This is a genomic window from Neisseria yangbaofengii (genome assembly GCF_014898075.1).
In the GTDB taxonomy this organism is placed as follows: Bacteria; Pseudomonadota; Gammaproteobacteria; order Burkholderiales; family Neisseriaceae; genus Neisseria; species Neisseria yangbaofengii.
In genome coordinates, this window is the sequence record NZ_CP062976.1 from 1,762,230 (window position 1) to 1,775,511 (window position 13,282).

10 protein-coding genes are annotated in these 13,282 nt (G+C 52.0%); 8 read left to right on the forward strand and 2 right to left on the reverse strand.

The features are described from left to right. Nucleotides 1-68 precede the first annotated feature (68 nt). Nucleotides 69-1,856, forward strand: coding sequence for a DNA primase (dnaG, locus tag H4O27_RS08640; RefSeq protein WP_165007446.1), 1,788 nt, complete (start codon nt 69-71; stop codon nt 1,854-1,856). A 183-nt stretch (nt 1,857-2,039) separates the two neighbouring features. Beyond that, complete coding sequence (gene rpoD / locus H4O27_RS08645) at nt 2,040-4,004, forward strand: RNA polymerase sigma factor RpoD (protein ID WP_165007579.1); 1,965 nt, start codon at nt 2,040-2,042, stop codon at nt 4,002-4,004. Between the two features lie 106 nt (nt 4,005-4,110). On the opposite strand, the gene H4O27_RS08650 is transcribed toward rpoD, so the two are convergent. Continuing rightward, nucleotides 4,111-4,683: a DUF4126 domain-containing protein gene (locus H4O27_RS08650; RefSeq protein WP_165007449.1), complete on the reverse strand. Its 573-nt coding sequence runs from the start codon at nt 4,681-4,683 to the stop codon at nt 4,111-4,113. A 207-nt stretch (nt 4,684-4,890) separates the two neighbouring features. Here H4O27_RS08650 and H4O27_RS08655 point away from each other — a divergent pair, with 207 nt between their 5' ends. Continuing rightward, entirely contained in the window at nt 4,891-5,532 is a 642-nt protein-coding gene (locus tag H4O27_RS08655; RefSeq protein ID WP_165007452.1) for an NAD(P)H-binding protein, read from the forward strand. Nucleotides 5,533-5,842: 310 nt separating this feature from the next. On the opposite strand, the gene H4O27_RS08660 is transcribed toward H4O27_RS08655, so the two are convergent. Next, nucleotides 5,843-6,817, reverse strand: coding sequence for a PhoH family protein (locus tag H4O27_RS08660; protein WP_165007455.1), 975 nt, complete (start codon nt 6,815-6,817; stop codon nt 5,843-5,845). Between the two features lie 191 nt (nt 6,818-7,008). Between H4O27_RS08660 and H4O27_RS08665 the strand changes: the two genes are divergently transcribed. The 5 genes from H4O27_RS08665 to H4O27_RS08685 all read left to right on the forward strand — a co-directional run bounded on the left by H4O27_RS08665 (nt 7,009) and on the right by H4O27_RS08685 (nt 13,238). Beyond that, nucleotides 7,009-8,040 carry a ChuX/HutX family heme-like substrate-binding protein gene (locus tag H4O27_RS08665; RefSeq protein WP_165007458.1) on the forward strand — a complete coding sequence of 344 codons (1,032 nt, stop codon included), beginning with the start codon at nt 7,009-7,011 and terminating at the stop codon, nt 8,038-8,040. Nucleotides 8,041-8,207: 167 nt separating this feature from the next. Then, entirely contained in the window at nt 8,208-10,415 is a 2,208-nt protein-coding gene (locus H4O27_RS08670) for a TonB-dependent hemoglobin/transferrin/lactoferrin family receptor (protein WP_165007461.1), read from the forward strand. Nucleotides 10,416-10,561: 146 nt separating this feature from the next. Then, entirely contained in the window at nt 10,562-11,353 is a 792-nt protein-coding gene (locus H4O27_RS08675; RefSeq protein WP_165007464.1) for a heme/hemin ABC transporter substrate-binding protein, read from the forward strand. 209 nt (nt 11,354-11,562) lie between these two features. Next, complete coding sequence (locus tag H4O27_RS08680) at nt 11,563-12,504, forward strand: FecCD family ABC transporter permease (protein ID WP_165007467.1); 942 nt, start codon at nt 11,563-11,565, stop codon at nt 12,502-12,504. Continuing rightward, nucleotides 12,504-13,238 (forward strand): ABC transporter ATP-binding protein, encoded by a 735-nt coding sequence (locus H4O27_RS08685; RefSeq protein ID WP_165007470.1) that lies wholly within the window; start codon nt 12,504-12,506, stop codon nt 13,236-13,238. The genes H4O27_RS08680 and H4O27_RS08685 overlap by 1 nt, the downstream gene beginning before the upstream one ends. Nucleotides 13,239-13,282 lie beyond the last annotated feature (44 nt).

Sequence of the window (13,282 nt, forward strand, 5' to 3'; positions counted from 1 at the left end):
ATCTTTCAGACGGCTTATCCCCCGTTATTAAACCCATTAAGCTGCTTACGCCTGAATCGCCCTGTCCCATGATTCCTTCCGATTTCATAGACGAACTGCTTGCCAAAGTCGATATCGTAGATATTATCGACGAACAGGTGCCGCTGAAAAAAAGCGGCGCCAACTATATGGCCTGCTGTCCGTTTCATAAAGAGAAAACCCCGTCGTTTTCCGTCAGCCCGAGCAAGCAGTTTTACCACTGCTTCAGCTGTGGGGCGCATGGTTCGGCCATCGGTTTTATCATGGAATACCAGGGCTTGTCGTTTACCGAAGCAGTGCAGTATCTGGCCGACCGAGTGGGCATGACCGTGCCGAAAGTGCGCGGGCAGAACGACAATCCCGAAGTGCGTGCCGAGCGCAAGAAAAAGCAACAAACCTTAGAAGAAACCACCGCTTCAGCCGCTTCGTTTTACGCGCAACAGCTTAAATTTCAAAAGCCGGCGCAGGATTATTTGGCAGGACGCGGTTTGAGCGCGGAAATCATCGCCCGCTACGGCTTGGGCTATTCGCCCGACGGCTGGCAGCCGCTGGCGCAAGTATTCCGGCCCTACCCCAATACCGCCTTGGTCGACAGCGGCATGGTCATCGACAACGAAGGTAAACATTACGACCGCTTCCGCCGCCGGATTATGTTCCCGATTCGCGATCAGCGCGGTCAGGTTATCGGCTTCGGTGGGCGCGTGCTGGACAATTCAAAACCGAAATACCTCAACTCGCCCGATACGCCTTTGTTCGACAAAGGCCGCAATCTCTACGGCTTATACGAAGGCCGTGCGGCGATTAAAGAAGCCGGCCGAATCTTGGTTGTCGAAGGCTATATGGACGTGGTTGCCTTGGCGCAATTCGGCATCGGTTATGGCGTGGCCTCACTCGGTACATCAACTACCGCCGACCATGTGAAAATCTTGATGCGTCAGGCCGACAACATCTATTTCTGTTTTGACGGCGATGCCGCCGGTAGAAAAGCCGCATGGCGCGCGCTGGAAAACGCCCTGCCTCAGTTGAAAGACGATAAATCGCTGCATTTTCTGTTTCTGCCCGAAGAACATGACCCCGACAGCTACATCCGCGCATTCGGCAAAACCCAATTTGAAGATGCCCTGCTCAATCAAAGCAAGCCTTTGTCGGAATATTTCTGGCAACACCTTTCAGACGGCCTCAACCTGAATACACAGGAAGGCAAAGCGGAATTAGTCAAAACCGCCTCGCCGCTGTTGGCGCAAATCACCGCGCCCGCGCTGAACTTTTTATTGAAACAGACACTCAGTGAATTGGTCGGCATCGATCCGGCCAATTTGGCGCAACTGCTCGGCCAAGAAGCGCCCAAGCGCCATGTGAAACAAAAAAGCTACAAACTGCCGCAAGAAACCTTCAAGCAGCCGGTGATGCTCACTTTGGCGCAGCGGCAAATCCGCAGCCTCTTGATAAATCCGAATTGGGCTGCATATATAGATTTGCCCGAATACCTCGCGCTGGAAGGCGATTTTGCCTGCTTGGCCAATCTGGCCGAAACCATCAAAAGCTTTGCCCAACCACCCAGCAGCGCGCAGATTTTAGAGCACATGCGCGGTTCGCCCCATGAAACCTCGTTAAACCAAATCTTCCAATCGACCCGTCATGCCGATGACGAAGTGGCGGAAGACAACGAAGAAGCCTACCAAGCCGAATGCGAAAATTTCAAAATCGGCATGAAAAAGCTGTTAAATGAGTTAAAATACAGCCAAATTGAATCACTCAAACAAAAAAGCCTGCAAAGCGGTTTGAATGATTATGAAAAAAAACTTTTGGTATCGTTATTGATGTCGAAAGCAAATTAAGCCCGAATCCTTTCTTAGGCCGTCTGAAAACATTGTCCCATGCTGCGAACCAATAAGCGCAGAACACCCGTTTTCTTAAAGTTTCAGACGGCCTCAGCGTGAATATCCCGATGATATGCGCTGCTTCGCCCTCAGGTGCCGGCCTTGTGGCAAACCGTTGGCATTTTTCACTAAAACAACGAGATATCTATGTCTAAAAATCACGAAGAATACCAAGAGCAAGATGATAACCGTCCGTTGACCGTAGAAGAGCAACGTACTCGTCTGCGACAGCTCGTCATCATGGGTAAAGAGCGCGGTTACATCACCTATGCGGAAATCAACGATGCCTTGCCGGACGATATGTCTGATGCCGACCAAATCGACAACATCATCAACATGATTACCGGCTTGGGCATCCAAGTTACCGAGCAGGCGCCTGATGCCGAAGATATTCTGCTCAGCGACAATGCCGCCACCATAACCGATGACGATGCCGTTGAAGAAGCCGAAGCGGCACTCTCCAGCGCAGATTCCGAGTTCGGCCGCACCACCGACCCTGTGCGTATGTATATGCGCGAAATGGGGCAGGTTGACCTGCTGACGCGCGAAGACGAAATCATCATCGCCAAAAAAATAGAAAATGCTTTTAAAAACATGGTTCAAGCCATTTCTGCCTGTCCGGGTTCAGTGGCAGAAATCTTGGCCTTGATTGAGCAAATCCGCAACGAAGAAATCCGCGTCGATGAAGTGGTTGAAGCCATTATCGACCCGAATGAAGTCTTGCTGAACGAATTGGGCTTGGGCCATTTAGAAAGCAATGCTTCCGACGACACCGCAAGCAGCGATGACGATGAAGAAGGCGGCAGCGACGGGGATGAAGAGGGCGACAGCGATGATGACAGTGCAGCCGATGCCGAAAGCATGACTGCCGCCAACTTGGAAGAGCTGAAACAAAAAGTCTTGGAGCATTTTGTCCAAATCAAAGCCGATTATGCCGAAATGACCGCACAATTGGCCAAACATCACAGCCAACATCCGGCTTATTTGACCCACCGCGATGCCATTGCCAACAAATTGTTGGAAGTGCGCTTCTCAACCCGTCAAATCGAAAACTTGAGCAACAACCTGCGCGGCCGCGTCGAGCAAATCCGTAAGCTCGAGCGTGAAATCCGCGACATCTGCCTAGACCGCGTGCACATGGATCGCGAATACTTCATCAACAACTTCCTGCCGGATATTACCGATTTAAACTGGGTAGAAGAAGAAGTCGCCAAAGGCCGCGTATGGAGCGATGCACTAAACCGCTTCCGTCATGCCATCATCGAAAAACAAACCGCGCTTTCCGATATACAGAAAGAAACGCAAATCTCGATTAAAGAATTGAAGGAAATCAATAAAAACATGGTTGCCAGCGAGCGTGAAACCGCGGCTGCCAAGCAGGAAATGATTCAGGCCAACTTGCGTTTGGTGATTTCGATTGCCAAAAAATACACCAACCGCGGCTTACAATTCCTTGATTTGATTCAAGAAGGCAACATCGGCCTGATGAAAGCCGTGGATAAATTCGAATACCGCCGCGGCTATAAATTCTCGACCTACGCCACTTGGTGGATTCGTCAGGCGATTACCCGCTCAATTGCCGACCAAGCGCGTACCATCCGTATTCCGGTGCACATGATTGAAACCATCAACAAGATGAACCGCATTTCGCGCCAATACCTGCAAGAAACCGGCGAAGAACCGGATTCAGCCAAATTGGCCGAACTGATGGAAATGCCGGAAGACAAAATCCGCAAAATCATGAAAATCGCCAAAGAGCCGATTTCGATGGAAACCCCAATCGGCGACGATGATGATTCACACTTGGGCGATTTCATCGAAGATGCCAACAACGTAGCACCGGCCGATGCCGCCATGTATTCCAGCCTGCACGAAGTCACCAAAGAAGTTCTGGAAAGCCTGACCCCGCGTGAAGCCAAAGTATTGCGTATGCGTTTCGGTATCGACATGAACACCGACCATACGCTGGAAGAAGTCGGCAAACAATTTGACGTAACGCGCGAGCGTATCCGCCAAATCGAAGCCAAAGCCCTGCGCAAACTGCGTCACCCGACCCGCAGCGACCGCTTGAAAAGCTTCTTAGACAGCGAAGACAACAAGCAGTAATGCTCGAATACAAAATCCGCAGATTATCCATAATCCGCGGCTTTGTTTAGCATTGATAAAAGGCCGTCTGAAAGAATTTACTTTCAGACGGCCTTTTCAATATTCATCAAACCGTTTGAGTCCGCCGCCGATATTGACGGTATTTGCGCCACAGCCAAAAACCAATTACCAACAACACCGCCACTGCCAAAAACGGTACAAACAAACTCAACACCGCCATCACCGTTGCAATGCCGGTTTCTGCTGCCGACACCACCGGATTGGCCAAGCCCGCCGTGGTCGCCGTGCTCGCTGCACGCGTGGCGGCGTTCACGCCTTTAATCGCCGCAGCCGCACCGCCGCCCGCGATAATGGCCAAAGCCCAAGTGACCGCAGGGCTTAAGTCTGCCGTAGTGGAAACCATCACCGCTGTCCCCGCCAAACCGGCCAGCGGCACCGCCAAAGCATCCAACAAATTATCGATAAACGGAATCAGATAAGCGCCGATTTCCACCACCGTCGCCACACCCAAAATAATCAGCGCAGGCGTGGAAGCGAGCCATGCAAAGCTCTCGTTAATCGGCCACAGCCCGAAATAGGCCGACAAACTCAGGGCAAACAATGGTAAAAATACGCGAAAGCCCGAACTGGCCGCCAAGCCTATGCCCAGCGCAATGCTTAAAATCGTGGTAAAAGTCATGATGTGTTTTCAAAATCAAATAATCCCCTACTATACGCGCAAACAGGCCGTCTGAACAATGAATAGGCGTTTTCAGACGGCCTGAGTGCGTTTACACCGATTTTTATGCGACAATAGACAAAACCAACCTGTTCAGACGGCCTGTTTCCCCCCTTAATTTGCCTGCATTCGGACTCGGCCAAGCCGTAGAAACACAAAGGAAAAAATATGAAAGCCCTTATCATCGGCGCAACAGGCGCGACCGGCAAGCCGCTGACCCGGCAATTGCTGCAACATCCTGATATTGATCAAGTCACCGTATTCGTACGTAAACCGCCGGATTTTACCCATCCTAAACTCACGGTCGAAATCATCGATTTTGACAAGCCCCGCACTTGGCAGGATAAAGTCACCGGTGATGTGTTGTTTAGCTGCCTTGGCACCACCATCAAACAAGCCGGCAGCCAAGAGAAGCAATACCAAATCGATTTCACCTACCAATACCAATTCGCCCAAGCCGCCAAACGAAACGGCGTGGCGCATTATGTGCTGGTTTCCGCAGGCATGGCCAACCCAGAATCCAAATCGTTTTACATGCGCATGAAAGGCGAATTGGAACAAGCCATTAACACCTTGAATTTTGAGCACGCCAGCATCCTGCGCCCGCCGCTGTTGAAACGCCTCAATAGCGGCCGCACCGGCGAAGTTTGGGCAGAAAAAGCTTTAGAATTTCTGAATAGCTTTGGTTTGCTGTCGGCACAAAAACCTTTACCGACCAGCCAACTTGCCACCGCCATGATTAAAAGCTTCACGCTCAAACGCAGCGGTATTTTGGAAAAAGAAGATATTTGGGCATTGCTTGACGCGTGACTTCAATTGATTCATCAGAGTGGCAGTCAATCAGAATGCCGTCTGAAACCTGTGTTTCAGACGGCATTTTGTGTAGAAAGCCCTAGTGTTGTTTGCACTTTTTCTTTTTTGCCCGAAGACCCGGTTGGGGATTTCCGAGCGTTGCCGGGAATGCCGAAAGGCACGGCAAAGCCGCATGGTTCTTGATAACGCCCGAAAATCCTAAAACAATCATTCGGGCAAAAAACAAAAGCCGTTTGGCATAAAAATGTAAACAACCCGACGATTTCCTATACATTTTGTTCAATCCGCTTCAACTGCACAGCATCAATTACTCGGCGCGTTTACTCTCTTCGGCTTTTTCCGCTTCTTCATAAGCTTCAACGATTTTCTGCACCAAAGGATGACGCACCACGTCTTCGCTGGTGAAGGTGTGGAAATACAGGCCTTCCACGTCGGCCAATTTTTCACGTGCGTCTTTCAGGCCGGATTTGATATTGCGCGGCAAGTCGATTTGGCTGATGTCGCCGGTAATCACCGCTTTGGCACCAAAACCGATACGTGTCAGGAACATTTTCATCTGCTCAGGCGTGGTGTTTTGCGCTTCATCGAGAATCACATACGCGCCATTAAGCGTACGGCCGCGCATATAGGCCAACGGTGCGATTTCAATCAAGCCTTTTTCCATCAGCTTGGTCACTTTGTCGAAACCCATCAAATCATACAGCGCGTCATACAGAGGGCGCAGGTAAGGATCGACTTTTTGCGCCAAATCGCCGGGCAGGAAACCCAGTTTTTCGCCCGCTTCCACCGCCGGACGCACCAATACAATGCGCTCGATTTGATGTTTTTCCATCGCGTCCACTGCCGCCGCCACGGCCAGATAGGTTTTGCCCGTACCGGCCGGGCCCAAACCGAACACGACATCGTGATTGAGCAAGGCGCGGATGTAGCCGTTTTGACGCGGTGTGCGCCCGCCGATGCTGCCGCGTTTGGTGCGGAAATAGTATTGATGGCCGCGGTGTTTTTCTTCATGTTTTTCATCAGCGGTTTTGGCTTCGACGGCGGCCAACTGAATCACATGATCGTCCAAATCGCCTTTTTCGGCGGTTTCAGCCAAAGCCAACAAAGCACGGCGGCCTGCGTGGGCGAGTTCGCCCATAAAGGTGAAATGTTCGAAGCGGCGGCTGATTTCGATATCCAAAGCCTTGGCCAAGGTTTCCAAATTGCCGTCGAGCGCGCCGCACAGGCGTTGCAGCACGGTATTGTCGATATCTTCGAATTGCAGATGAACGGTATGGCTCATATTTTTTTCTTTTTCCAATCAAATAATTTCCGTTTCATTGTTATAAGGCTTAGCGGGCAAAAATTCAATGCGCGGCGGTGAGTTTTTTCATCACAAATTTGGCAATACTTGTAAAAATAAAATACAATTCATTATCATTTACTCTTTCAACTGCCGATAGGCCGTCTGAAAATCAATACAAGGATTTCATCATGGACAATCTCTGGCAACAATATCAAGCCAACAAAGCCGCCCGCAAAGGCATGTATTTCCCGCGCGAAGGGGCGGCGGATTTAGGCGTAAGCGAAGGCGCATTAACGGCCGATGCACTGGAAAGCGTGTATCTGGGCAGCAACATACGCGATGTCGTACTGAGACTGAGCACTTTGGGCGAAGTGCAATGCGTAGTGCGCAATGATGTGTGCGTGCATGAAAAACAAGGCGTGTATGAAAACGTCAGCCTGGCACCGGCTTCGGGCATCGCGCTCAATATCGGCGGCATCGATTTACGGATTTTTCCGGCGCGTTGGCGACATATTTTGGCAGTTACCAACCGCGACGGCAGTAAGGTTTCGCGCTCGATTCAGTTTTACGATGAATTCGGCACCGCGCTACAAAAAGTGTTTATGCACGATGATAGCCGCATCGCTGCTTGGGATGCTTTGATTGCCGGATTCAAAACCGATGGCAAGCCGCAATTTACCGCCGCCGAGCCGCCGCCGGTAGAAATTCCTCCTCCTTTGCCTGAAAACCGCATTGCCGCGTTTCAAGAGCGTTGGTTGGAAATCAAAGATGTGCATCATTTCAGCGGCCTATTGGAAACCTTTGCGCTTGACCGCCAAGCGTCCTACCCTTGCGCGCCGCAAGGCATGACGAAAAAACTCACCCATGAAGCATGGCAGTCGGTTTTAGAACAAGCACGCGATGCCGGCATCGAAATCATGATTTTCGCCGGCAACCGCGGCCTGGTGCAGATTCAAACCGGCAAAGTGCATCATATCGTTCGCACGCATGGTTATTTGAATGTACTGGATAGCAAAGAAGAAGGCTTCAGTATGCACCTCAAAGATGACGAGATTGTCGAAACATGGGTGGTGCGCCGCCCTGTGCGCGAAGGCTTTGTTACCTGTATTGAAGGTTTCGATTCGCGCCGCCGCACCGTAATACAGATTTTCGGCCGCCGCCAAGAAGGCGAAACCGAACCGGACAAATGGACAGAAATCACCGATCGCTTACTGGCTTAAAATCCGGTTTAATATCAATACTCTTTTTATTCCATTGGCCGAAACAACCCAAAGGCCGTCTGAACATTCAGACGGCCTTTATTCACATAAAATCGATAATAACTTGCATTCTTTTAATTTATTGTAAATAATAATTACTTCTATTTCACAAACACACACTCATCATCATGAAACCTCGTATCTTAACCCTCAGCATCGCCGCTCTATTTACCGCTCCGCTTTATGCTGCCGATCTGATGCAGCAAGAGTTGGAAACCATCACCGTCACCGCCGACCGTACCGCGCAGAAACTCGATAAAGCCGCGCCGAATGTGGCCGTAGTTACACGCCAAACGCTTAATCAGGCCAATGCGTCCAACCTTGACGACATCATGCTGTACGAAGCCGGTGTCAGCGTGCCATCAGACAACAACCGCCGCGGCCATGCCGGTGTGAATATTCGCGGCATCGACGGCAACCGCATTCTGATGATGGTTGACGGCATCCGCATTCCCGAATCTTACGCAGGCGGCGGCACCAACGGCGCGATTTCCGGTCGCGATATGGTTGAGCCCGACACGTTGAAGCAGGTCGATATCGTCAAAGGCCCTTATTCCGCGCTGTATGGCAGCGATGCCTTGGGAGGCGTGGTCAATATGGCCACTTATTCGCCTTCTGATTTTGTCGATGCCGACAAACGCAGCCATTTCGGCCTGAAATACGGCTACAAAAGCCGCGACCGCAGCCACGGCGTGACCGCCGGCATAGCAGGTTTCCATGAAAATGCAGAAGGTTTGCTGATGCTGACCCGCCGCCAAGGCCATGAAACCGAAAACATGGGCGGCAATAAAAGCCACTCTGCCTCCCGAACCGCCACCAATCCGCAAAAAAACAACAGCTACAACATCTTAGCCAAAGGCAACATCGGCAACGAAACCCACCGAGCAGAAGCCTTGTTCGAACAATTCTACCGCGCCAACGACACCAATCTGGCTAACAGTTTGGGCAGCAGTACGGTACAACGCGGGCCGGTTGCCGTTACCACAGAGAACAGCATTGCTACCGCACGCGACCGAGCGCGCCGCCAACGTATGGAATTGGGCTACCGTTTCCATGGTGAGAATGCTTTGAAAGAAGCTTCGGTCAATATGTATCAGCAAAAACTGACTACCGAGGACGATGCCGTCAATGCCAGCGTGACCAGCATCAACGGCCGCAACAACGCTGATTCAACCCGCTATTCTGATTACGGTTTCGAGCAAACCATCCGTGGCATCAACAGTAAAGGCGTATGGGAAACACAAACCGGTGCGGTGAAACACACCATTGTTGCCGGTGCGGAATTCAAACACACCGAAACCGCCCGTCCGCGCGACAGCCTGACGGTAGATAACTTAACCGGCGCCACCAGCAGTGTGTACGCCGGCAGCATCTATCCGAATAAAACCTTTCCCGACAGCACACGCAAAACCTTCAGCCTGTATGCCCAAGACAGCCTGACCTTTGACAACGGCATCGTGCTGACTCCGGCTTTGCGTTATGAAAAAGACAAACTCGACACCCGCATCGACCAAGCCTATCTCAATGCTAACCCCGATGGCCAAGCCACCGGCTTCAGCGACCACGCCTTTGCGCCCAGCCTGCGCTTGAGCGTACCCATGGGCGAACGATTCACCGGCTTTGCCAGCTACTCGCGCGGTTTCCGCACACCGCCGTTTGACAGTGCTACTATGGCCTTTTCCAACACCACCCACGGCTATGCGGTATTGCCCAACAACAACCTAAAATCCGAACATTCCAACAGCTTTGAAGCGGGCTTGAAATACAGAGACGACCGCACCCGCGCGCAAATCACCGCGTTTTACAACCGCTATAAAAACTTTATCGACCGCACCGAAATCGGCTCAACAACAGTCAACGGCCGCAACATTATCCGGTATCAATACCAAAATCTGGACAACGTCAAAACCTACGGCGCGGAGCTGGCCGCCAGCCACACAATCAGCGGCAACTGGCGCATCAACGGCAGCTTGGCTTGGATGAAGGGCGAACAGAAAGACGGCACACCGCTCGATACCGCCTACCCGCTCAATGGTGTCTTGGGCGTAGATTATGTGCAGGAAAAATGGGGGGCCAATGCCAAACTGCGCTGGTCAAAAAAACACGGCCGCGTCAGCAGCAACGGTATTTTCCAAGCTCCGGGCTACGGTGTATGGGACATCGGCGCATGGTATAAACCGAACAAAAACATCGAATTAGGCGCAACCATGTACAACGCCGGCAACAAAAAATACTGGCAGCATGCCGATGTGGCCGGCATGAGTACCGCCAACGTGCTCGATCTCTACACCGAAAGCGGCCGTAATGTGGCGGCCACGTTGCAGATAAAGTTTTAAGCCGAATCCGTTTTCAGACGGCCTTTAAAATGAAGGCGGGCCGACTGAAAGAAATTTAATTATGTTTTTAAAATCAAGATGATGATTTTCAGACGGCCTTATCCACATTTCATCAGGCTGTCTGAAAAACAAACAGAAAGTCCGATATGAACATCAAAACCTTAGCTTTTTGCGCACTATTTTTTACTGCCACAGCCGCCCATGCCCAGCGCATTGTGGTGCTTACCCCCGATGTCGGCGACATTGTGGTGGCACTCGGTTCTCTCAACGAAGTGGTCGGCCGCAGCCAAACCGTGCAAAACCCCGCCCTAAAAAGCAAACCCGGCATCGGTATCCACCGCAACCTTGCCGCCGAACCGATTATTGCCGTCAACCCCGACATCGCACTCGGTACATGGATGGCGCAGCCTGCCGGTATTTTCGCGCAGTTGAAAAAAGCCGGTGTGAATGCCGTCAACGTGGCACCGACCGATGACATCGACGCCTACCCGCAAAGCATCCGCACCGTAGGCAAACTCATCGGCAAAACCGCCCAAGCCGAACAGCTTGCCGGCAGATGGCAGGCGCAGATGAAGCAGCAGCCGGCCAACGGAAAACGCTATCTCTTCAGCTACGACGGCCGCATCATCGCCGGTAAAAATACCGCAGCCGACGAACTCATCAAACGCGCCGGCGGCATCAACGCCGCAGCCGCCATCGACGGCATGAAACCGATGACGCGCGAAGCATGGCTGGCCGCCAAACCCGATGTGATCATTATCGCCGACCACCATGCGCAAACACTGGGCGGCCTCAAAGGCTTTGCCGCCAAACCCGAAGTCGCCGCCTCTCCTGCCGCCAAAAACGGCAAAATCTATTTCTGGAAAGCCAACGATATGTTCCGCTACGGTTTGGATACCCCGCAAGTGGTGCAGCGTTTGAATGCGCTGGGAAAATAAGCCGGAGGCCGTCTGAAAGCAGCTTGGTTGCAGACGGCCTGTAGGTAAACGGAACATAAGTATCGTTCAACCCGTCACCCCCGCCCTCTCACGCCCTGCATAGGAGGGATGGGCAAAATCATCGCCTGCCGGAAATCTCACCCAACAATTAAGATTGATGTTCCCGGCAATAAATCCGAACTTTAAGGCCGTCCGAACACCTCACCAACATGAAACCACACACCCTTATCCTGAATATCCTCCTTACCCTCGCCGCCATTTATTTGTGCAGCGGCATCGGTTTTGGCGAATGGCAATCTCCGCTGCTAATGGACGAAACCGTGCAGCAAATCCGTCTGCCGCGTATCTACACCGCTTTGCTGGTCGGCGCAGGTTTGGCGGCTTCCGGCGCAGCTTTGCAGGCTTTGTTTGAAAACCCGTTGGCCGACCCCGGCCTGATTGGCACCTCGGGCGGCGCGGCCTTGGGTGTAATTATTGTGTTGGCTTTCGGCGGCGGCGTAATCAGCGTGCCGATGGCGGCATTTCTCGGTGCATTGGGCGTGTGTTTGCTGATTTTGGCGGCACATCACTTATTCGGCGGCGGCACCTTGGGCTTGCTGGTGTTGGGTTTTGTGTTGAGCGCATTTTCCACCGCCATCGTCAGCCTGATTCTGTTTCTGTCAGACGACATGGTGTTACGCAGCGCGACCACTTGGCTGTCGGGCAGCTTGGCCGAATCGGGCTTTACTTCACCATTGTCCGCCTTAATGCCGATGGCGGCGGGCTTTATGATTCTGCTGTTTTGCAGCAATCGTTTGGATGTGTTGATGACAGGAGAAGACACAGCGGTGAGTATGGGCGTATCGGTGGCTGCGGTGCGGCTGCAAACCGTGACCGGTGCAGCCTTGATGACCGGTGCCGCAGTATCATTGGCAGGCATCATCGGCTTTTTGGGTATGATGATTCCGAATGTGCTGGCACAAACGGTCGGCGGCCGACGCAGCAAACTGATTGCCTTATCGGCTTGGTTCGGAGCGGTTTTCCTGTTAGTCATTGACGGCGCGGCGCGTTGGCTGACTTATCCGGTTAATGTGCCGGCCGGCATTGTCATTGCGCTGCTGGGCGGGCCGTTTTTCTTGTATTTGTTTATCAAACCGTTGCAAGGCCGCTAATGAATGCTTCTTTTGAAATTCAGTCACTAAAAGTAGAGATGCGCGGCAAAACCCTGCTTGAGGTGGACTCGCTTTTGTTTCCACATAATAAAAATACCGCCATCATCGGCCCCAACGGTGCGGGCAAGTCCACCCTGCTCAAAGCCTTAATCGGCCAAACCGGCAGCGGTACAGTTAATCTTTTCGGCCAATACGCCGCACCGCAAATCAAGCAAGGCCGCGTAGCGTGGGTCGGGCAGCACGGCCGATACGCCATGCCCATGACAGTGCGCGAATACATTGCCTTATCCGGATTTTCACAAACAGGCCGTCTGAAGCGCGCAGCCACACAAACCGATGAATTATTGGCATATTTCGATTTAACCGACTTAGCCGATAAACGCATCAGCCGTTTATCCGGCGGCGAGCAGCAACGCGCCAACATCATCCGTGCGCTGTTGCAAAACGCACCCGTGTTGCTGTTGGACGAGCCCTGTAACCATCTCGATATCCGCCATCAGCACAAACTGATGCAATATTTGCGCGATCAACAAAACACTTCCGGCAGCATCATGGTGCTGCACGATTTGAATCTAGCCGCCCATTACGCGCAGCATATCGTTTTAATGAATCAGGGGAAAATCATCGCCACCGGCGCACCGCAAGACGTGATGCGCGAAGATTTGCTGCAACAGGTTTATCATTGGCCGATACGCTGCATACGCGATGAAACAGGTTTGTATTTTCATGCATAATAAAAGGCCGTCTGAATCTTAAGATTCAGACGGCCTTTTATTGA

What these genes read in the sequence shown, in the direction of transcription:
- dnaG (WP_165007446.1), top strand. Translation starts at nt 69, where the DNA reads ATGATTCCTTCCGATTTCATAGACGAACTGCTTGCCAAAGTCGATATC.
- H4O27_RS08650 (WP_165007449.1), bottom strand. Translation starts at nt 4,683, where the DNA reads ATGACTTTTACCACGATTTTAAGCATTGCGCTGGGCATAGGCTTGGCG.
- H4O27_RS08655 (WP_165007452.1), top strand. Translation starts at nt 4,891, where the DNA reads ATGAAAGCCCTTATCATCGGCGCAACAGGCGCGACCGGCAAGCCGCTG.
- H4O27_RS08660 (WP_165007455.1), bottom strand. Translation starts at nt 6,817, where the DNA reads ATGAGCCATACCGTTCATCTGCAATTCGAAGATATCGACAATACCGTG.
- H4O27_RS08665 (WP_165007458.1), top strand. Translation starts at nt 7,009, where the DNA reads ATGGACAATCTCTGGCAACAATATCAAGCCAACAAAGCCGCCCGCAAA.
- H4O27_RS08670 (WP_165007461.1), top strand. Translation starts at nt 8,208, where the DNA reads ATGAAACCTCGTATCTTAACCCTCAGCATCGCCGCTCTATTTACCGCT.
- H4O27_RS08675 (WP_165007464.1), top strand. Translation starts at nt 10,562, where the DNA reads ATGAACATCAAAACCTTAGCTTTTTGCGCACTATTTTTTACTGCCACA.
- H4O27_RS08680 (WP_165007467.1), top strand. Translation starts at nt 11,563, where the DNA reads ATGAAACCACACACCCTTATCCTGAATATCCTCCTTACCCTCGCCGCC.
- H4O27_RS08685 (WP_165007470.1), top strand. Translation starts at nt 12,504, where the DNA reads ATGAATGCTTCTTTTGAAATTCAGTCACTAAAAGTAGAGATGCGCGGC.